This window comes from Methanomicrobium mobile BP (assembly GCF_000711215.1).
GTDB classification, from domain to species: domain Archaea; phylum Halobacteriota; class Methanomicrobia; order Methanomicrobiales; family Methanomicrobiaceae; genus Methanomicrobium; species Methanomicrobium mobile.
Map to the genome: position 1 here is coordinate 235,994 of NZ_JOMF01000006.1, position 21,462 is coordinate 257,455.

Sequence of the window (21,462 nt, forward strand, 5' to 3'; positions counted from 1 at the left end):
TGATTATTGTAATATACGGAATTTGGCGGGAAATGGGATAAATGAATCAATAGATTCTATTCATTCGTTTAACCGAACGGTTAAACACATCCGATGATTAAAAAAATAAAACAATTGAAAAAAAGCATTCGCATGGAATCTGCAAAGTCATTGCAGATTCGTGATTTAGATTCGTGATTTAACGGTCTTCTTATGCTACCGTTGCCAGCGCAATTCCCGCTATTACAAGAATGAAAGTTACGTGCATGGTAATTGCGGCTCGTAATCCTCTTGACATATGTTATTACCTCCTTTCTGTTTTCGGTCGGAATCCGATCCGTCCCGTTACGGGTCGTTAACGGGTCTTCACGGGATTTCCGTCTTACATATACAAAATCGGCCCGTAAGTATATGAATGAGTAAAACGCCGATTATTAGACTATCTTACGCGGCGGTTATACAGAATAACCCGCAGACCGACCGAAATAATGTTATAGTCATAAAAAATCGTCATACCGAATGACCGATCGAAAGATTAAATCCCGGACAGACGGGGAAAGTCTCAAAAGTGTGTATTAGTGTAAATGTGTGTAAATGTGTGTAAATGTGTGTAAATGTGTCCAAAAGTGTAAAAGTGTCTTATATATATTAACCGCAAGAGAAGAGGGACATATGCTTTTACACATATGCCCGCAGGGTCTGGAGTCGAGTGTGTTTTTACTTCCCTTGCAGTCTTCGCTTAAAAGCGAAGGATATTCTGGCAATTAATGGTTTTATGTCTGGTGATTTTTGGAATGTATGATCCTACCTGATGAATTTTTGGCGTTGTCTGTTGAATCAAGTTATGAGTTTTGTATGCAGGCTGTCTGAATTCCTGCACATCGCATTGTCCGCAGGTATATCTGCCTTATACCTGCAGCGGTTTTCCATTTGTCTGCTTTTTCCACACACTGTAAGATGAAACCGTCTGATCTTTTCATCTCACACTGCATTTCCAGATGCTTACAAGAGGTAATACCCCCCCTAAGTCATCCTTACATCTTAGTGGTCCCGTCAGAATATAAATGGGTCCAATAGAGATAATTCATTCATTTATCCGAATGGTTAAACACATCCGGAATTGACGTAAAAAAGGTTATTTTCAAGATTTGGCGAAATATATCGGATAAATTATCGATCTGTTTTCAATCCGAATCGCTCCGTGATTCCCATGCGGAGATAAGATCGTCTATCATATCGTCGACGGACTGATACCTGTCGTCCGGATTCTTGGCAATCATCTTCATGATGATATCGTCAAATACCGCGCCGTCGGCAACTCTCTCGGAGGGCTTTACAGGCTCTTTGTAGAGGATCTCCTCGCTCATGTCGGCAACGCCGTCGCCTGAGAACGGGCGCGTTCCGGTGACGAGTTCATAGAACAGGATACCCAACTGATAGATATCCGTCCGCATTGTGGGCATGCCGTATTTCTTGGGCGCAATCTGTTCGGGCGATGCGTAGTTCAGCGAGAATCCTATGGTCGTGGTCTCGTTTCCGCTGCCGTCGCCGACGATCTTACCGAGTCCCCAATCGGTTATCTTGGGTGTGTTGTCCCCGTCTATGAGGATGTTCTGCGGCTTTATGTCGCGGTGGATTATCTGTCTCGCATGTGCATAGGAGAGTCCGCGCGCTATGCCCAGAATAATCTCATAGACATCGGAGAGCGGCAGGGGAATGTCCATATCCGCGAGTGCCCTGGGGACATACTCCATCTCCACAAACGGAATAGGGAGGATGTTGACGGAGTAGAATCTGACAATATTGGGATGATCCAGACCGTCCCAGATCTTCATCTCTTTCATGAACATCCTTCCCGTCGCCTCATCGAAGTTTATAGGCACTTTTACGGCGACCGTCATGTCGTCGGTGCGGCGCTGTGCCTTGAATACTCTTGCAATGCCGCCTTTTCCGATAAACTCCACATTGTGATAGCGTTCGTTCAGAACTTCAGGGAAATAGGTCGACCCGAGACTCGTCGACATTATGTTGTTCTCGTCGATAAACAGCACGGTCTCATCGTCGGACTTCGAGTCGGCGTTGCCGTGCCCTGAGGTATACTTCGTAAGATTCGTGTCGAAGACGCGGAGTTTCCATAGGGCGATTGTATCCGCAAACATCTTGCCGAAGACCACCGGAACGGCGGCGGAAAGCAGGAGCGATGCGGGATACACAAGACCCGTAATGGGTCCGAGCACGACATCCGAGTTGTAAATGAAGAGAATGAAGATTACCAACGCGATTATCGAGATAATCGGGTGAATCCTGAAAAGTCCCACAGGTACTTTCGAGCGCAGATGTCCGAACGAGAGGAGGAGCGACGAGGATATGATGTATGCCGTGAGAAGCAGGAAGCCGACCTCGGCATAACCCGAACTGACGCCCTGATAGATAAGCCTCGATGTATAGGATATGAAGGCGTAGAGCAACGCAACCGCAAGTCCGGCATAAACCAGCTCGAAGAAGACAAGCTCAAGACCTCTCTTCATTCTTACCGCCGCCAGCGAGCCGTAATCGAACGAAAGTCCGATGAGTCCCGCGGTTATTCCCGCGATTATCATCAGTATGAAGACTATCTCAAACGGCGACTGATCCATGAAGACCACACGTGTGGGTCTCGAAGGGGTATCCGGTCTGAACGAGCCGTTGTAGCCGTTCAAGCCGGGGAAATTCTCGGGATTGTTCGGGTCAAAGACATCGGGATTATCGGGACTGCCCGGACCCGGACCTGCAGGGGTGGTCGGATTCAGAACGCCGCCCGGAATATCCGGCGTTGCCGTGCTGTTTGTCGAATTATCCTGCGGCAGCTCCTGTGCGGGCGTACCTGTCGGTACCGGCGTCGGCTGAGTCTGCGTCTCATCGGGGACCGTCGTGCCCGCAGGTCCGTAGAGGACATACTCCGCGTTATGGGAGATAAGCGGCGAAGAATCTACCAGGTTGTTTCCGGAATAGAAGAGGTTCTGCCAGAACCTGCCTGAAGTGGCAAGATTTTGCAGATTGATATTGTTGATTATCAACTGGTTCTGGAGATTGTACTGACCCGCGCCGTAAGGATCGTAGGGCTTAGAGCCGACACCTGATTTTTCGGGGCTGCTCTCACCGTAATAGTCGTTCCAGAAGTTTCCGAGCGTTGATGTGAAGGAATTGCCCTCGTAACCGTAGACCAGATCGTTTGTGGACCAGCGGATACTCCTGGATACGGACTTGCCGTTGACGATATTCTCGAAATCGTTCAGATACACCGCGCAGTCAACCGAGTCGTCGATATAGATACCCACCCTGTGACCGCTTATCGTATTCCTTGCAACCGTGGTGCCCGCGGACGAATAAAGAGTGAGTCCCAGAGGAGTCTCTTCGATATCGTTATTCAGGATATTGCAGTTGTCGCCGCTTACGAGCACTGCGCATACCGCATTGCCGTTTACTTTGAAACCCTCGAAGGTTACGTCCGAGCCCGAGATATGCACGCCGTAATTTCCTTTCTGTGTATTGATTACCGGCTTTGTGCCGTCTTCTGAGGCAACTCCGGCAAGATTGACCGATTTTGTTATCTCTATATTCTCGGGATAGACTCCGCCGTAGACAATAATTGTACTTCCGGGCGCGGCTTGCGAAAGCGCTTCGTTTATCGTGGAATAGACATTGGCGCCGATGCGGACATCGCCGGCGGATACCGGAACAAAAAATGCCGACAGGAGCAGGCATGCAAAGAGGAATATGTACAGACCGCGGCTTACCTGGATATTGCCTGCCGATTCCGCCCCGTAACTTCTCTTTACAGCCATATTCATCATACACCCCAGCCGCATTCCCCTAAACCTTCGGGACCGTGACTCGGGCAGCCCGTCGGGAGACAGGGAATATCATGAAAATATATATGTCATTATAGTATCATTTAATTGACGATCCAAAAACCCGCGTGTGATCGGTTCCGTGATGTCAGGAAAAATTTAATTGAGATTGAAGATGAGTCTTGCACCTTTTGCGCCGCGTGCAAGGTCAAGCATGTCGCCGTTGCGGATGGGATACTCTTTTGAGGGCGAAAGCTGTTTGTTGTTGATAAGACTGCCTCCCGTGCTCCTGCAGTCCTCGTAGTACCATTCGTTGCCGCGAAGTTTGAATATGCCGTGCGGCTTCGTGACACGCGATACCGCCTCATAGCCCGACGAGAGAGCAATCGAGAAGTTCCCGTCCTTAAGGTATTCGGGCGCGGATGCATCCTCACGACCGATTCTGACCTCCTTCTCTTTGAGGGGCCATGCCTTGCCGTCGTCGTCGCCGCCGAGGACGATCAACACGGGAACGCCGGTCTTATTATCTTCCTCGAGCATGCTTCTTACGGCCTTTAACTTCTGATTGAGTTCCTCTTCGCCGATTCTGACGTCGATATTGCTGAATATGCTCAGGTTTCTGATGATTCCCTCCATGCCGCCGGGGATGAGGGAGTATTTCCAGACGGGGAGACTTCCCTTTGAGGTTTCTCTTCCCATACCCGCCTCTTTCTTGATGACGCCGGTATTCAGAAGCTTATCCAGGTGCTTCTTGGTATTCTCATAGCTCGTGTCTATCTCTTTTGCAATCTCGCGCACCTCTTTCGGCTGGTGCTCAATGAGTTTGAGTATCTTTAAGCGCGTGGGATTCGAGAGCACGTTCAGATATTCCGAGAGATCCTCGTAGAAGTCGGGATCGTTCGAGATTGCAATCGTATTATCGTTTGAATCGCCCATCTTATCACATATATCTCAATTTTTGTCTTTTTTACTTTTTTACCTATTTTTTCAGAACCTCAGCACAACCGCGGTAATGTTGTCGTCCGAGGTTTCAAAAGCCTCTTTAATCAGAGTTTTGGCAATTCCGTTTGCCGATTTAATGTCGAATGCCGATTCAATCACATCTTCGTCGAGGTAGTCGTGAAGACCGTCGCTCGAGAGAAGAATGGCATCCCCCTCCTGCGCATTGAAACAGAAAGTATCGACATTGAAGTCGCCCCCGAGAGAGTGGTTGATGATATTCTTCATCGGATGGAACCTTGCCGATTTTCTCTCAATCAGACCCCTGTTCACCAGATCCTGAACGAGAGAATGGTCGACGGTTATCTGACGGAGAGTACTGCTGTAGAGATAGAGCCGCGAATCTCCGGTATTTGCGCAGACAACCGTCCCGTTCTCGACGAATGCGGCAACAAGAGTCGTGCCCATACCTTTCCGGTCGCCGACGGCGTTCTCGCAGACGGCGCTGTCCGCTTCCTTGAAAGCAAGGATAAGAAGCTCTTTTATCTCGTCTTCCGCCATGCCCTCGCGGTATCCGTCCTGAAAAACAGCTCTCAGTCTGGTTACGGCAATATTTGAGGCAATTTCGCCCGCGGCATGTCCTCCCAGACCATCGGCGACTGCAAGCAGTATCCCTTTACCGATGGGAACGGCGATGGATGAGTCCTCGTTATGCTCTCTCTTTCCCGCCACCGATACCGAACTGTAATCCATTGGTTCAAGCTACCTCTAAAACAGATTTTACAAGTAATTACAAGTAATCTATTCTCTTTATCAGAATATATTCTATCTTAATGCTTAAATCTTATATTAATTTTCACTATCCGCGCGGTGTTTCCGTATAACCGCGGAGTTATACGCGGAACTTTGCGGTAAATATCAAAGGCTCAGGGTATCTGTAATCATTTCACATTTCATATAGCGACATGAATTATGGTGACGTGAATTTTATTGTTGAATATTATGAAACATTACAGAATACTGCAGAATATACATATATGCATAATATGCAGATAAATTCGGAGAGAAAAATATGAAGACAAAAATCCGTAATGACGGGAGAATTCTCGGCAGATTACTCAATAACGGCACAATACGCAATGCCGCAAAGGCGACCGCGATTGCCGCAGTCATCCTCGCGGTTATCCTTACCTGCGGGTGCACGGGTAACGGCGGCGGCAACGACAAGCCCGTAAGTCCCAAAATCGAGCAGAACATAAAGGATCTTTACTCGGCAGACGATGCGGTGCGAAAGACCGCCGTCAATAACCTAATACTTGCGGGTGACGAGGCGATAGTTCCGCTCACAAAGGTCTTTTCGTCCGGCGACAAAACGGCGTCGATGAATGCCGCCGTTGCACTCTATACCATTGGCGAGTCCTCGATTGATCCGCTTATCGACGTTCTTAACACCGGCTCACAGACCGAGCGCGAATGGGCTGCAAATACCTTATGCCTCTTTGAAGCCCGCGCCGTGCCCTCACTCATAAACGTCGTAAAGACCGGCAGCAAACAGGGTCAGGAGATTGCCGAGATTGCGATAATAAAGATAGGTGAACCCGCATTGCCCTTCCTTGAGCTTGAAGCGAACAGGGGAAGTCCCGTAACCGCCGATAAGATGAACTCGCTCATCTATTCAATCCGCGCAACCGAAGGTTTGCAGCAGAGACTCTCGGCGGAAGGAAATACAACGACTTCTACTGCCGCGGCTGCCTGAAAAAATAAAGATTAATTTCCTTTTTTTTGAAAAACAAGGGTAGTGCAGAGGTAGTGGTGAGACAGCTATTGCCGAGCAATCTTATCCGTGTCCACGACCCTTGTGTTGTAACCGTAGTAGGTGTCTTCAAGGTAGTAGAACATGGCTTTCCGCAATATGACGACATCGCGCTCGCTCAGGATTTTGCCGTCCGACTCCGCCGTAAGATGAATCACATAGGATTCGGGCGCAACAAGCGGATCGTAATCGCGGCATGAGAACCATACGGTCTCGTTCGGTCGGGTGCGCGTGTCATTGCCCAGATCCTCGACCTTTCCCGTGACGCCGCTGTCCCATGAGAGAAGCATGACGTATTCTCCGAATTTCCCAGTCGCATTCCAGTGATATGTGATGTCACCGGCGTTGTATTGACTTACGGAATCATCGGATGAAACATTGCCCGATCCCGAGTCCGATTGCGGGGAGGGGTAAACGGGCGTTATGTCAAGACCCGGGATTGAGGACATCGCGGGGCTCCAGTATTTATGCACGTTCTTCAGCGTGATGTCGTGATTCACCTTGGCTTTATCAACGGTCGTGCATCCCGAAAAGACCGCTGCGGAAAATAATAGCAACAGTATAAGTGCCGCAAATATCATTTTCGACCGTGATTTTGGTGAATTTGATAATTTTGATATGAACATGCCGCTTCACTGCTCCTGCGGGGCATTTTTCACAGATGCATTCTCGGCATTTTTCGCGTCCTTCTTCCGATAGCCCTCGACAAGAAGGGTATTGATATTCCTAACGGGCTTATCGGTCACGGACCCGACGTGAATCTCACAGAACGGGCAGGATGTCGCCACGATATCGCAGCCGCTCTCCTTTATCTCTTCGCCGCGGAGTTTTCCTATGGCTTCGGCCTCGGCGGGATTGCCGGACTTCACACCGCCGCCCGAGCCGCAGCATTCCGAGGGCATCTCCACGAAATCGTCGGTTATGAGCCTTAAGAGACGGCGCGGCTGCTCGCGGATTCCCTGACCGCGAAGAAGGTGACAGGGATCGTGATAGGCTATCTTCAGCCCGATTTTCTCGGGCTTTTCGATATCAATCGCGGTCAGAATCTCGTTTATGTCCTTAACCTCGAAAGGCGTGTCGTAGTCGTTCTTAAGGGTGGAACCGCAGCCTGCGCAGACGGTCATGACTGTCTTTATTCCGTGTTTTACGAAACAGTCGATGTTCTTCTTCATGAGCTCGGGCACAATCGCGGTCTGACCCGTTCTTATAAGCGGCGATCCGCAGCAGACCTGTTCTTTCGGAGTGATAATGCGGATTCCGTTCCGCCTTAAGACCTCGATCGCATCGAGCGCCGTGCTCTGCATTCGCAGGTCGTAAAGGCATCCGGTAAAGAAGCCGACCTCGCCTTTTACATCGCCGTAGGGCTCAAGAACCTCGTCAATCGATTCGATAAGACCTTTCCTGTCGGGCAGGGGTTGAACGCTGCGTCCCGTGGTCTTTACAAGCCCGGCAACCTCCTTATGCCGCGGCAATGTGAGACCTTCGCGGTTTGCGAGAATCCTCAGTTTTTCTATCGCTTTTCCGGGTATCTTTATGCTCTTGGGGCAGGCAAGGACACATGCCTGACATGTCGTGCAGTTGAAGAGCCCTTTCTCCGTAATGCCTATTATGCGGTCTTTGTCGCAATCGCGGGGATCGAGTGCGAGCCGCATCTCCTGACGCATGTAGGTCGGTCCCGCAAAATCCGTGACCTTCACGGCGGGACAGACCGAGACACAGCAGAGACACTCGATGCAGTCGCGCAGGGGTTTCATCTCCGCGGTCTCCTCCTTTGAGGGCATTGCAAAGGAGCACGAACATGCGCAGGAGCATGAGCCGGATGAAGAGGCATCCGAACCGTCAGAACCGGCGCATTCTTCGCAGGCGGGGACAAGATACGGCATCTCTTTCAGATATTTGCCGATATCAGTGACCAAATCCCTGATTACCGGCAGATCTAGAGGCTCGAGGAGCATGCCGTCCGCCGCCTCGGTCATGCAGGCAAGCCGCGGTTCGCCGTTGACCTTCAGTGCGCAGCTTCCGCACTGACCCGCGCCGCAGCAGTGCCTGAAGAGAAGGGTCGGGTCAAGGGTATCGCGAACGGCTTTCAATACATCCAGAACTCTCGCGCCCTCATGGACTTTTACGGAATACTCCTTTATTTTGGGGGCGCTTTGATCGGCGGGGTTAAAGCGCGAAATTCTGACGCTCAGCATCTTCTCTCCGACCTTCACCTTATCTTTTCCGCTCATTGCACATTACCTCCTTTCCCTGCGCCTTCGGCACTTATGTCCTCAGCACCCGCTTTCTCTATACCCTCGCGGTATATCGACTGGTAAGTATGCCCGTACGGGGATGTTTCCGGCGTCCAGTCCTGCACGATATCCTTTCTTACATGGGCGCCGCGGGACTCCTCGCGAAGAAGGGCGCCCCTTACGACAAGCGCCGCCACGGTAAGCATATCTTCAAGAACGCAGCATTCAGCAAGAACCGCGGGGGAATCAGCCTTAGGAGTCATCTCCGAAAGTTCCTCGATTTCCGCGAGTGCGGTTTCAAGCTCCTCAGCCGTTCTGAATATGCCGACATTCTCCCACATCGTCTTCCTCAGTCTCTCCTTTATCTCCGCAATGCTGTCGCTGCCGTTGAGGAACCTGTTGAATCTCAGCTCTTCGGCGGCGAGCTGACCCACAATAGCGGGGGAGTTCATGAGCGCCCTGTGCATGACCGACTTACCCGCAAATTCACCCGCACGCTTGCCGAAAACCTGTGTATCCGCAAGTGAATTTCCTCCGAGACGGTTTGCGCCGTGTATGCCGCCTGTGACCTCTCCGCATGCGAAGAGACCCTTGATCGTCGTTCTGCACTCGGGCGTTATCCTTAAGCCCCCCATCATATGATGCGCCGTCGGTGCAACCTCCATCGGCTCTTTCCTGATATCGACGCCGAAGTTCAGTAACTGAGCAAGCATCATGGGAAGGCGCTCCTCAATCACGGCTGCGCCCAGATGCGTCACATCGAGATATACGCCGCCCTTGTCCGTCCCGCGTCCTTCGGCAATCTCGGTAGCAATCGATCTTGCGACAACGTCCCTTGTCGAAAGTTCCATCCTCTCGGGGTCGTATTTCGCCATGAAACGCTCACCGCGTGAATTCTTGAGGTATCCGCCCTCGCCGCGGACAGCCTCGGTAATCAGCCTGCCGCGTGCGTCATACGGATAGACCGCGCCAGTGGGGTGAAACTGCACCATCTCCATATCTATGAGTTCGGCGCCGGCGCGGTATGCCATTGCATAACCCTGTCCGTTTCCGGTCGCACAGTTCGTGCAGACATCATATATCTGACCCGTTCCGCCGGTTGCCAGCACAACGGCATCGCAGCGTAAGACGATCATATTGCCGTCGCGGTCAAGACCGACAGCACCGCATACACGCACTTCTCCGCCGGAGAGCGTCTCGGTAAGCAGATCGATTACGGTGACTTCCTGAATAATGCGGATATCACCGCCGCGTACCTTCTCCATCAGCGTCGCCATTATCTCATGCCCCGTCCTGTCGCCCGAATAACAGGTGCGGTTGAACTTCTGACCGCCGAAATGGCGCTGTGCGGGATGAGTGCCCTCAAAACCGTCGCAGTCGCAGCTTAAGTCAAAGACCGCGCCCCAGTTCATGAGGTCGGCAAACCTCTCGGGCGCCTCCTCCACAAGAATCTTCACGAGTTCGCGGTCATTGAGGTAGGCGCCGCCGCGAATCGTATCCTCAAAATGAGAACTGCATGAATCTTTCGGGTTAAGGACGGCATTGTATCCGCCTTCCGCCATGGTGGTGCATCCGCCCTTTCCCGTGACCGAGCGCGAGAGAAGGATAACATCGCCGTATTTTGCGGCTTCCACAGCCGCTCTGCATCCCGCTCCGCCGCTGCCCACAACAAGCACATGACAGTCCGTTACATTATCAGCAAGCATATCTAAGAAAGAATTGGTTCTAAAATATGATAAACAATTATATGCGGATATTACGCCGAAAATTTCCGGCGGATTTTGCGCACGGTATAATAACACGGTTTTATAGCACGAATTTGGCGCTCGCTATTATCTCATAATCACATTAATTACTTCGCACACTTAATTATATGATACAAATTATCTTCGGTAAGTGAGTGAATTGAGGATTTTAATGAAATTCGGCGGCACATCCGTCGGCGATGAGGAATGTATAGCCCGCGTTGTCTCAATAATAGAACAATACAGAAAAGAGGGCAATGAGATTGCGGTAGTAGTATCGGCAATGTCGGGAGTCACCGACCAGCTGCACGCGATAGCGGCGGAAGTGGAAAGCTCAAAGGATACACCCCCAATTGAGGCATTTATCACATCCATTCGCGCAAAACACGAGAGCGTGCTGAAAGCGGTCGCACCCGATGAGGCCGAGACCGTAATGGTCGAGATTGACAAGCGCCTCTCGAACCTGAGAAATATCCTTACGGCAATTCACAATCTGCGTGAACTGACTCCGCGTTCAAAGGATTATATCATCTCGTTCGGAGAGAGGCTCTCGGCTCAGATCTTAAGCGCGGCGCTCCGTCAGGCAGGCATCAAATCCCAGCCGCTCAACGGTTGTCAGGCGGGAATCGTCACGAACGAGAGGCACGGCTGTGCGCAGGTGCTTCCCGAGAGCGAGCCGAAGATCAAATCGAGAGTCATTCCGCTCATGCACGACGGCGTTCCCGTCGTTATGGGATATATGGGCTGCACGGGCGACGGTATCGTCACGACTCTCGGACGTTCGGGCTCGGATTACTCCGCGGCAATAGTCGGCGCGGGAATTGACGCGGACGAGATCTGGATCTGGACCGATGTCGACGGAATCATGACATCCGACCCGCGCATCATCAACGATGCAAGAGTAATACCCGAGATCTCATACCTCGAGGCAATGGAACTCTCCTACTTCGGTGCCGAAGTTCTGCACCCGAGGACAATCGAGCCCGCAATGCAGAAGGGCATCCCCGTGCGTGTCAAGAACACCTTCAACCCCTCGGCAAAGGGCAGCTGCGTGCTTGCACAGGCGCACAGGGATTCGCGCGTGGTTAAAGCAATCACCTTCATAGACAAGGTTTCGCTCGTAAACCTTGCCGGCGCACAGATGTTCGGAAGACCGGGCGTCGCAAGAGCAATCTTCACATCGCTTGCCGAGAGCGGTGTAAACGTCATGATGATCTCGCAGGGATCGTCCGAGGCAAATATATCGCTCATTGTCGACGACGACCATCTCAATGCCGCCGTTACCGCGATGAACAAGGTTCAGCTCGGCGGATATATCCGCGAGGTTACCTTCGACAAAGAGGTCTGCGTCGTTGCGGTCGTGGGCGTCGGTATGGCGGGCGCTCCCGGAATTGCGGGACGCATCTTCACGGCGCTCGGAAAGGCGGAGGTTAACGTCATGATGATCTCACAGGGATCGTCCGAGGCAAATGTCTCCTTTGTCGTCGCGCATGAGGACGGAAGGAAGGCACTTCGCGTCCTGCACGACGAATTCAGACTCTCGGAGGACCTTTCGGAATGAGCGGCTACGGATGCGGATTGGGCGACGGCACGGGATGCGGCTGCGGAAGCGGGAACAGGAACAAAAAGACTGAAAAATCGGAAAAACCGGAAAAATCCGAAAACAATAACGGAAAACACACTTACCGCGATGCCGGTGTTGATATCGACCTCGAGGCCGACGGCGTAAAGGCTCTCGTGAATATGCTCACATTCCGCAGGAAAGGCAGTTTCGAGATGTGCAGCGACGTCGGACATTTCGCGGGTCTTGTGGAGTTCGGCGAATATGCCCTTGCGCTTGCCGTCGACGGCGTGGGCACAAAGATGCTCGTCGCCGATATCATGAAAGACTGGTCCACGCTCGGTATCGACTGCATTGCTATGAACGTGAACGATCTCTATGTCATGAACATAGAGCCGATTGCCTTCGTCGATTACGTGGCAACCGAGGGTGTCGAGGTCGATAAGATGAGGCAGATAGGTATCGGTCTCAACGAGGGCGCAAGGCTATCTAATATGAACCTTGTCGGCGGCGAGACCGCGACTCTGAAGGGTATCGTAAACGGTCTTGACCTTGCGGGAACATGCCTCGGCATTCAGAAGAAAGACAAGATTATCACCGGTGCTTCCATCAGAAAGGGGGATCTCATCATAGGTGTCCCGTCTACGGGTATCCACTCGAACGGTCTTACACTTGCAAGAAAGATTGTCGAGGACTGCGCATCCTTCGATACAAAGATGCCGTGGGGCAAAACTATCGGTCAGGAACTTCTGACGCCGACGAGGATATACTCCGAGGTTCTCAAGGTCACGGCGGAGTGCGATGTCCACGGAATGTGCCACATCACCGGCGGCGGCCTGAGAAACCTCACCAGACTCGGAAAGCACGGCTTCGATATCACGGACCCGATAACTCCGCAGCCGATATATCAGTGGCTTCAGACCGCCGGAAAGGTGGACGAGCACGAGATGTATCGCACATTCAATATGGGAATGGGCTATGTCTTCGTTGTCGCGCCCGAAGATGCCGAAAAGGTTCTTAAGATTGTCCCCGATGCCAAGGTTGTAGGTTCAATCCGCGAAGAAGAGGGAATCCGGCTGAAGGGCAAAGAATTCCACTGAACATTCCGCGGAAAATTCCGCTGAATCAACCGAAAAATTCACTCACTACACTTTTTTAACGCTTTTTAAACGCTTTTTTAACTGTTTTATTCGCGGTTGGAAAAAAGATTAAAATCGGATTTTGAAATTTTGGATTTTGAAATTTTGGATTTTGAAATTTTCGATTTCCAGATTCTCAGATTTTTAGAATTTCAAATCTTTAGATATTCAGATAATCGAAGCCTTAATTATCTTTACTTCGGTCATCGGTCTGTCGCTGTAGTCGGTCTTAACCGCCGCAATCTTATCGACAACGTTCATGCCGTCGATGACCTCGCCGAAGACGGGGTGCTTGTAGGGTGTGGAACGGTTATCCCAGTCCAGATAGGAGTTGTCGACAAGGTTGATGAAGAACTGACTGCCGCCGCTGTTGGGCTGTCCCGTGTTTGCCATCGAGATTGTTCCGCGCTGGTTCGAGTGTCCGGGCACGAATTCGTCCTGTATGTTGTATCCGGGACCGCCAGTACCGGTGCCGTTGGGACAGCCTCCCTGAATCATGAATCCCGCGATTACGCGGTGGAATATAATTCCGTCATAGAAGCCTTCTTTTACGAGTTTTTCGAAGTTGCCTGCCGTTATCGGCATGTCGTCATAGAGTTTTATGACGATATCGCCCATTGTTGTCTCTAATTTTACTGTAGTCATTTCATCTCACTTTCGTGACGGTTTTCGGTCTGCCGTTATTCTTCAGATATAGGCATTCTTAAAATAACATCCTTTCTTTTTGAAACCGCTTCCGCACCCACTGCCGGCGGATTAATCACGGCATTGCCGCGGACAACAAAAAAGGAATCAGAATAAGAATCAGAAATAAGAATCATAAAAAGGAATCATAAAAAGGTTTCAGAGCGATATATTCTTTCAATGGATATATGCATCATCGGAAGCGGGCTGTCGGGGTTGTCGGCGGCATACGCTCTGCTCAAAAAATCCGATAAATTCAATATCACGATACTTGAAAAAAAGGACGTTATCGGGGGATGTTTAAGCTCATCGCGGGCGGGCAGGGGATATATCGAGGACTTTTACCACCACTGCTTCTCTGGTGACACGGAGTTATTCGAACTCTCAAAGGAACTCGGTATCTACGACAGCCTCGAATGGCTCTCGGGCAGCACGGGATATTACGTAAACGGCAAGATATATCCGCTTACCACGCCCGTCGAGATACTCAAATATCCGCATCTCTCATTCATCGATAAATTCAGGCTCGGCAGGTTCGTCCTGGGGGCAAAGAAATACGATGCCGCGGAATACGAGGATGTGGGTGCCGTAGAATTTGCCATCGAAAAATGCGGCAAAAGCGCATACAAATCATTCTTCGAACCGCTTCTTAGGGGCAAATTCGGGGATGCCAAAGATAAGGTCTCCGCCGCATGGCTCATATCGAGGGTGGCAATCCGCTCGGACAGAAAGGCGGGTGGAGAGCGGCTCGGATACTTCAGGGACGGCTACAACTCGCTCATCGAGAGTCTTGCGGCAAAACTGAAGGAACGCGGCTGTGCGATAAATACGGGTACTCCCGTGACCGCACTGAAGTTCAACGGCGAAACCAAAAAATGGAGCGTCAACGGCGTCGAATACGACGCGGTAATCTCGACAATCGACCCGCGAAAGCTCACCGAAATCGGCGGTCCTAAGATCATCGACGGCGACATTCATTTTCAGGGCGCGGCGTGCATGTCAATCGGTCTCAAGCGCGAGGTAACGGACGGAATCTACTGGGTAAACATGCGTGACGATGCTCCATATGCGGCGGTAATAGGTCACACGAACTTTGTCCCGCGTGAGCGTTACGGCGAGGATATCGTCTATCTTGCCTCCTATTTCTGCAAAAAGCCCGACGGCAATCTCGAAGAGAGAATGCTTGAGGACTTCCTCAAAAGGTTTAATCTCGGCAGGGATGAGATTAACTGGTATCATCTGACAATAGAGGAGTCCGCGGGTCCGATTTATACGAAAGGTTATCGCCGGCTGATTCCTTCCGCGGGCAGAGAAGACCTGAAAGGGTTTTACTGCGCGGGCATGTTCTCGGAGGAGAACTATCCCGAACGGAGCATGGAAGGATCGATTAAAGCAGGGTATACTGCCGCCGAAAGACTCATAAACGATTACCGTGAATGATTCAGAGAGAATGACCGACGATATTGAGAACGGGCACAAAAAAGAGGCAGGCGCAGACGCCGTTGAGGTAACCGCGGTTATCCCCGTCTTCAACGACGTCGAATCGCTGAAGCGTGCCATTCCCGTCTCGATTGAGACACTTGAAAAGATAACGGATTCTTTTGAGATTATTATCGCCGAGGACGAAAGCAGCGACGGCAGCCGCGAGCTTGTCGAAGATTGGGAAAAGAAAGACCCGCGAGTAATCCTAATGCACAGCGACAAGAGGCAGGGGCGCGGAAATGCCCTCAATAAGTCGTTTACCGCCGCCAAAGGCAGAATCGTCTGCTACTACGATGTGGATCTGGCTACCGACATGAAACATCTCAAAGAGCTTGTCGGCGCAATCAGAGACGGTGCGGATATCTCCACGGGTTCGCGTCTGATGCCGCAGAGCGACGTTGTAAGGACTCACGGCCGCGAGGTTGCAAGCCGCGGCTATAACTTCCTCGTAAGACTCATTTTAAGGAGCAGGCTCTACGACCATCAATGCGGTTTCAAGGGATTCAACCGCGAAAGACTCCTTACCATGCTCCCCGAGGTTACGTCGCCGCACTGGTTCTGGGATACCGAGGTGCTTGTGAGGGCACAGCACAAAGGATACAAGATCGCCGAGTTTCCTGTCGTCTGGACAACGGGCACGGGAACAACGGTAAAATTCAAGGATGTCTTCTCCATGGGCACGGATATCCTTAAACTGAGATTTAAGCTGTAACCCGCGGAATAAAATAAAGCACCTGAAATATTTTTAATCAGCACAAAATAAACGTAATACAAAATCAAAAAAATGTTTTTTTAGGTTTTTAATACGGGATCCCCGAATGCCGTTCAGATATCCTTGTACCAGATCTCGATCTGAGGTGTTGCCAGATTGTCGTTGGTGTTTAAGAGAACAACACGCAACGGCTCATCGGCTGTCGCCTCGGTCATCTCGGAGTGAATCTTCTCGAATTTGGCTACGGCATCATATGATCCCGCGTTTGTCGCCATGAACTTCTCAAACTTGTTCTTTTCAGCCTCGGTGAGATAAAGAACGTTAATCGGGACGTTTGTCGAGGTTACCTTAACGCGAACGGCTTTGAATTCCTTGCCGTTGGCATTAGGCGAGAATATGCGGTATCCGCCGAGCGGATTGAGTGTGATACTGTCCTGTTCTCTCCATAAGACCCATTCAGCCTCGGTTGCGGCAGGCTGGGGTACCTCGGTCACCGCTGGTGCCTGTGTTGTCGGCACCGGCGTCGACGGCGCTACGGGCTGGCTTGTCGTGCCCGTACATCCCGCAATCATTGCGGTCAGTGCGATAAGTATAATTAAACCTGATAAGTAAGCAATTTTTTTATCCGTAATAATCACCTTTCTGAAATATCATTCCGAATAGTATTTAGTCTTATGGAACGGGCTCACGGTAAACGGCGCCATGCAATCCGCACGCCGTCTGAAAAAAAGTAAAATTAAAATTAAAAGTAAACAGGGCGTTCAGATTCTTACGGGAACGCCCTTCTTATCGAGATATTCCTTGACCTCGCCGACCGTCATCTCGCCGAAGTGAAAAACCGATGCCGCAAGACAGGCGTCGGCTTTGCCGTCAGTAAAGCCCGTATAGAAGTGCTCCATACTCCCTACGCCGCCGGATGCGATAACGGGGATATGAACCTCGGAGGCAATCCTTGAGGTTATCGGGATATCGAAGCCCTCTTTAACACCGTCGGTCTCCATCGAGGTCAGAAGGATCTCGCCGGCGCCCAAGGACTCGGCTTTCTTTGCCCATTTGACCGCATCCATACCCGTGCGTTTGCTTCCGCCGTAGATAACCACCTCATACCAGCAGACCGTGCCGTCCGTGAGCGTGATTCGGGTCGCTCCGCCCTCGGATGTGCATTCCGCGAAATTGTCGTTGCGCTTCACGTCGATTGCACAGACAATGCACTGATTGCCGAACATCTCCGCACCCTCGCTTATCAGATGCGGGTTCTTGACGCCGCCGGTGTTCACCGAGACCTTATCGGCACCAGCTCGCAGCAACGCCCGCATGTCATCCACGGTGTTGACTCCGCCGCCGACCGTGAGCGGCAGAAAGAGCTTATCGGCGGCACGCCGGATTACGTCCAGAAGTGCCCCGCGTCCCTCTTTGGATGCGGTAATATCCAGAAATACAACCTCATCGGCACCCTGCTCGTTGTAGCGTGCCGCAAGTTCCACGGGATCGCCTGCGTCGCGGAGTCCCAGAAAATTCGTTCCCTTGACCACACGCCCGTCCTTTATATCCAGACAGGGAATAATTCGTTTTGTAAGCGCCATATAAGTGACCTTTTCCGATTTTTGCCCGTATTGTCCGTATGTCCTATTGTCTAACAGACATCACGGTAATGAAATAACACTTTATTGAACTGACAGTATATTGGATTAACAGTTTATTGAATTAACATTTAATGAATTAACGGTTTACCGAATAACAGTATATTGAACAGGCTGTATATTGAATGATGAGTTTTATTCGGTTATTCAGTCATCTAGTCAACCTTCTCCCCGAACCACTCTTTGCGGTTTCTCATGCACCTCTCCCTCTTCCTTGAGATGTCCTCGAGGTAATTGTCCAGAGCACGAAGAACATTCCTCGGATTCTTGGTTATCTTTGTAAACCGCCCGTCCGTATGCTTCTGCCAGAGATTGCCGGTCCGCGGATTGAGATAGCATTCACGCGGCACATACTCGCCGTAGCGCATAAGCTCATCTTTCAGACCCTTTGTCACCGGCAGATACTTCTGAATCATCCGACACCCTCCTTATTTCGCTGGATTTGCGGTTTCCTAATACCCTAAGTATCTCTTCTGTCAGAAAAGTAAATAACTATTATCTTAAGATCAAATAACTATTGAAATAAAAACGGGTGTTACCTTGAACACGGGCGAACTAAAGATGAATTGGGCAAGGCAGTACATGCCTGTCCTCAGCGTAATCAGAGACAGATTCGAGAAGGAAAAACCCTTCAAGGGCATGAAAATCGGAATGGCACTCCATGTCGAGGCAAAGACCGCAGTCCTTGTCGAGACGCTTGCAAAAGGCGGTGCGGAGGTATATATCACGGGCTGTAACCCGCTCTCCACACAGGATGACGTTGCACAGGCACTCGGCAACGTCAAAAACGTCCACTGTTTTGCAAAACGCGGCTGCACGGTTGAGGAATACTATGACGGTATAGACAAAGTCCTCGATTCAAACCCCACAATAACAATCGACGACGGAATGGACCTCATTCACCGCATTCACACCGAAAGACGCGAACTCCTCGGCAACATAATCGGCGGCTGCGAGGAGACGACCACGGGCATACACAGACTGCGTTCCATGGCGGCGGAAGGCAAACTCGAATTCCCCGTCGTTGCCGTCAACGACACACCTATGAAACACCATTTCGACAATGTCCACGGCACCGGCGAGAGTGCGCTTTCGGCCGTGATGATAACGACGAACACACTCATCGGCGGCAAGTGGTTCGTCGTCGCCGGATACGGATACTGCGGTCGCGGTCTTGCAAAGATGGCTCACGGTCTCGGAGCAAAGGTTATCGTAACCGAGATTGACCCCAGACGTGCGCTTGAAGCCCACATGGACGGTTATTACGTGATGACAATGGACGAAGCCGCCAAGATAGGCGATATCTTTGTCACGACAACCGGAAACACGTCGGTTATCACGGAAAAGCACTTCAAAGTCCTCAAGAACGGCGCCATACTCTCGAATGCCGGACACTTCAATGTCGAGATCGATGTCGAATGGCTCGAAAAGAATAACAAAGGCGTGGAACGCCGCGAAGGAATCGATACCTACAACATAAACGGCAAAAACATCAATGTCCTTGCCGAAGGCCGCCTCGTAAATCTCGCATGTCCGAAGGGAATGGGTCACCCGATTGAGGTCATGGATCTCTCGTTCGCACTTCAGGCTCTGTGCTCTGAGTATATCCTCAAGAACGGCAAAGGACTCAAAGGCGGCGTTTACGATGTTCCCAACGATATCGATGTCACGGTTGCCAACCTGAAACTCGGTTCACTGGGCATTTCAATCGATGAACTGACCGATTACCAGAAGAAATACATGAACAGCTGGAATATCGGAACATAAATCACTTTTTTTACAATCGCTTTCGGAATCGTAACTTTTCAGGTTGAATTTTTTAATAGGAATTATAATCGGATTTTTAAAAAAGGTATTTTTATCAGGATTTTTGAATTCAATTCTTATTCGGCGGGGGATGTGAGAACTACACGCCACTCTCTGCCGCCGTAATCAACCGTAGCCCACCGGGCATCCTTGTCTATGACCTTATCGGTCATGTGGTCTCTGAAGTTGTATTGCCCGACGCCCTCCTTATTTTTGACAACAGTCTGAATGAACTTGTGCAGCTTCGCATCCTGATACAGATCGTCGGTCAGCAGATTATTGCCTATCTCGGAAGATGAAGTATCAAACAGGCTGGTTCCGTCCGTCTCGATTACCCAGACATTGTAAGGCGTGGACTCGATAAGCTGATGGACGATGTTGGCAATCATGCTTCTCGGCTGATAACTCATCTCCAGATATCCGATTTTTTTACCGTCATCGGCAAATATCGGGCAAATCTGCGAGACTCCGCGATAGCCTTCCACAAAGACGTAACTCTTAGTAAGAGTCGGCTTATCAATTGCCTGTCTGCCGGCACCGGAACCGATAAGATAACTGTACTCGGTCGGTTCGGCACTCACGACAACAAGGTTCGGATCATCTATGGTTATGGTTGTAATACCCGGGTTATCGTTTAAACAGTTCTTTATGGCCCTAAGGCTTTCTTCACCCGCGATACCGTCCTTTGCAACGACATCGGCACATCTCTTTGCCGACGACTCGATTGACAGCATGACGGCTTTAATCCTGTCCGCAATCTCCGAGGCAGTCAGTTCAGCGGTAACCGCAGGAGTAACCTGAGGGGCAACCGTAGCTGTCGTAACCTCAACGGTCCCGGTGGGCGTGGCAGTGACGCCGGATTCGGAATTGCCGCTTGACGGAGTGCCGGTGTTCCCCGTACATCCGCAGATCAGAACAAAGCCGAGAGCAGTAATATCAATACAATACCAAACGTTCTCATAATTAGAATATACTGTCACGCACTTTTAAAAATTTTTTTCATGCGGTAAAACGGATTCGCTCAAAAAAGAAAATCGGCATCGTCAACACTGTCAGAGCATTTGACGGTCGGCAAAGAGATATTCCTGCGCATATCCGGCATATTCGCCGAAATAGTCCTGACCGAACTTTCTGATTCTGTTATACTCGCTGTTCGAGAGAGCACGTTCGGGGTCGCCGACATTGTAGTATTTGTACATGATTCGGTCGACCCAGCGGTCTACGGGGAATGACATGTATTTCTGAAATCCGAAGAGAAGGATGCAGTCCGCAACCTTGGGACCTATGCCTTCATAATGCAGAATAGACTGTCTTGCGGTCTCGTAATCGGCGGCAAAGAGTTTCTCCGCCCATTTGGGATCGGCGGCTATCATATCGGCGGTGTGGCTGACATAGGTTGAGCGGTATCCGAGCGAGCAGAGTTCTATCTCTTCCTTACCGACATCGGCAAGCTTTTCCGGTCGCGGATAGGACTTTGCACAGCCGAACTCGGATGTTATGGTCTCGCCGTATTTATCCGAGAGATTGTTGAGCATGCGGTCTATGAAAGGAATATTGGCGTTCTGCGCACATAGATATGTCAGAAGACATTCCCACGGGTTTTGTCTGAGCAAGCGAAGCCCGCGATGCTTCTCTATGGCTTTGTGCATGTATTCGTCCCTGTCTATGCCGGAGAGGACTTCGTCGAGGTCGAGGTCGAGGTTGAAATAATAGACCAGAAAATCCTCGTTGCAGCCGAGGTATTCCAGACGGTTATCCACCTGTCTTATTTTTATCAGGCGGTCATGCGCTATTCCGCGCCACCAGCCTTCCTCATCCTTTTTCCACCTGAAAACCTGCCCGCAGGAGAGCGTGTCGTCAAGCGAGAAAGGAATTCCGTCGGTTACAAATATTCTCAT

General features: G+C 50.7%; 18 protein-coding genes. 6 read left to right on the top strand and 12 right to left on the bottom strand.

The window, feature by feature from the left end; translation table 11 throughout:
* Positions 1-1,163 precede the first annotated feature (1,163 nt).
* From T502_RS08565 to T502_RS05250, 3 genes are all read right to left on the bottom strand, one after another.
* Positions 1,164-3,803 (bottom strand): protein kinase domain-containing protein, encoded by a 2,640-nt coding sequence (locus T502_RS08565; protein WP_169736981.1) that lies wholly within the window; start codon positions 3,801-3,803, stop codon positions 1,164-1,166.
* A gap of 165 nt (positions 3,804-3,968) precedes the next feature.
* Entirely contained in the window at positions 3,969-4,745 is a 777-nt protein-coding gene (locus T502_RS05245) for an FHA domain-containing protein (protein ID WP_042706086.1), read from the bottom strand.
* 51 nt (positions 4,746-4,796) lie between these two features.
* On the bottom strand, positions 4,797-5,501 hold the full coding sequence (locus T502_RS05250) for a PP2C family protein-serine/threonine phosphatase (RefSeq protein ID WP_042706087.1): 705 nt from the start codon (positions 5,499-5,501) through the stop codon (positions 4,797-4,799).
* A 319-nt stretch (positions 5,502-5,820) separates the two neighbouring features.
* On the opposite strand from T502_RS05250, the gene T502_RS05260 reads away from it, so the two are divergent.
* Positions 5,821-6,504 carry a HEAT repeat domain-containing protein gene (locus tag T502_RS05260; protein ID WP_052359179.1) on the top strand — a complete coding sequence of 228 codons (684 nt, stop codon included), beginning with the start codon at positions 5,821-5,823 and terminating at the stop codon, positions 6,502-6,504.
* Positions 6,505-6,569: 65 nt separating this feature from the next.
* Here T502_RS05260 and T502_RS05265 read toward each other — a convergent pair whose 3' ends face one another.
* From T502_RS05265 to tfrA, 3 genes are read right to left on the bottom strand one after another with little or no spacing between them, the layout of a single operon-like run.
* Positions 6,570-7,142 (bottom strand): hypothetical protein, encoded by a 573-nt coding sequence (locus tag T502_RS05265; protein ID WP_042706090.1) that lies wholly within the window; start codon positions 7,140-7,142, stop codon positions 6,570-6,572.
* Between the two features lie 51 nt (positions 7,143-7,193).
* Positions 7,194-8,792, bottom strand: a complete 1,599-nt coding sequence (gene tfrB / locus T502_RS05270; RefSeq protein WP_052359180.1) for a fumarate reductase (CoM/CoB) subunit TfrB — start codon at positions 8,790-8,792, stop codon at positions 7,194-7,196.
* Positions 8,789-10,501 (bottom strand): fumarate reductase (CoM/CoB) subunit TfrA, encoded by a 1,713-nt coding sequence (gene tfrA / locus T502_RS05275; RefSeq protein WP_042706091.1) that lies wholly within the window; start codon positions 10,499-10,501, stop codon positions 8,789-8,791. Before tfrA ends, tfrB begins: the two co-directional genes overlap by 4 nt.
* Positions 10,502-10,712: 211 nt before the next feature.
* On the opposite strand from tfrA, the gene T502_RS05280 reads away from it, so the two are divergent.
* Both T502_RS05280 and purM read left to right on the top strand, forming a co-directional pair.
* On the top strand, positions 10,713-12,101 hold the full coding sequence (locus T502_RS05280; protein ID WP_042706092.1) for an aspartate kinase: 1,389 nt from the start codon (positions 10,713-10,715) through the stop codon (positions 12,099-12,101).
* The gene (gene purM, locus T502_RS05285) at positions 12,098-13,201 is read left to right on the top strand and encodes a phosphoribosylformylglycinamidine cyclo-ligase (protein ID WP_084173066.1); all 1,104 of its coding nucleotides are present in this window, start codon (positions 12,098-12,100) and stop codon (positions 13,199-13,201) included. The genes T502_RS05280 and purM overlap by 4 nt, the downstream gene beginning before the upstream one ends.
* Before the next feature lie 207 nt (positions 13,202-13,408).
* Here the strand turns inward: purM and T502_RS05290 are convergent, their stop codons facing one another.
* Positions 13,409-13,885, bottom strand: coding sequence for a peptidylprolyl isomerase (locus tag T502_RS05290; protein ID WP_042706093.1), 477 nt, complete (start codon positions 13,883-13,885; stop codon positions 13,409-13,411).
* Positions 13,886-14,104: 219 nt separating this feature from the next.
* On the opposite strand from T502_RS05290, the gene T502_RS05295 reads away from it, so the two are divergent.
* A complete protein-coding gene (locus T502_RS05295) occupies positions 14,105-15,364 on the top strand; it encodes an NAD(P)/FAD-dependent oxidoreductase (RefSeq protein ID WP_042706094.1) in 1,260 nt (419 codons plus the stop codon).
* 10 nt (positions 15,365-15,374) lie between these two features.
* Positions 15,375-16,118, top strand: a complete 744-nt coding sequence (locus T502_RS05300) for a glycosyltransferase (RefSeq protein WP_052359181.1) — start codon at positions 15,375-15,377, stop codon at positions 16,116-16,118.
* A gap of 113 nt (positions 16,119-16,231) precedes the next feature.
* Here T502_RS05300 and T502_RS05305 read toward each other — a convergent pair whose 3' ends face one another.
* From T502_RS05305 to T502_RS05315, 3 genes are all read right to left on the bottom strand, one after another.
* The gene (locus T502_RS05305) at positions 16,232-16,690 is read right to left on the bottom strand and encodes a hypothetical protein (protein WP_157197473.1); all 459 of its coding nucleotides are present in this window, start codon (positions 16,688-16,690) and stop codon (positions 16,232-16,234) included.
* A gap of 189 nt (positions 16,691-16,879) precedes the next feature.
* The gene (gene hisF / locus T502_RS05310; protein ID WP_042706096.1) at positions 16,880-17,701 is read right to left on the bottom strand and encodes an imidazole glycerol phosphate synthase subunit HisF; all 822 of its coding nucleotides are present in this window, start codon (positions 17,699-17,701) and stop codon (positions 16,880-16,882) included.
* Between the two features lie 212 nt (positions 17,702-17,913).
* Positions 17,914-18,174, bottom strand: coding sequence for a hypothetical protein (locus T502_RS05315; protein WP_042706097.1), 261 nt, complete (start codon positions 18,172-18,174; stop codon positions 17,914-17,916).
* A 124-nt stretch (positions 18,175-18,298) separates the two neighbouring features.
* On the opposite strand from T502_RS05315, the gene T502_RS05320 reads away from it, so the two are divergent.
* A complete protein-coding gene (locus T502_RS05320; protein WP_042706098.1) occupies positions 18,299-19,525 on the top strand; it encodes an adenosylhomocysteinase in 1,227 nt (408 codons plus the stop codon).
* A gap of 116 nt (positions 19,526-19,641) precedes the next feature.
* Here T502_RS05320 and T502_RS05325 read toward each other — a convergent pair whose 3' ends face one another.
* Positions 19,642-20,544, bottom strand: a complete 903-nt coding sequence (locus T502_RS05325; protein ID WP_042706099.1) for a cache domain-containing protein — start codon at positions 20,542-20,544, stop codon at positions 19,642-19,644.
* 72 nt (positions 20,545-20,616) lie between these two features.
* The gene (locus T502_RS05330; RefSeq protein ID WP_042706100.1) at positions 20,617-21,462 is read right to left on the bottom strand and encodes a DNA glycosylase; all 846 of its coding nucleotides are present in this window, start codon (positions 21,460-21,462) and stop codon (positions 20,617-20,619) included.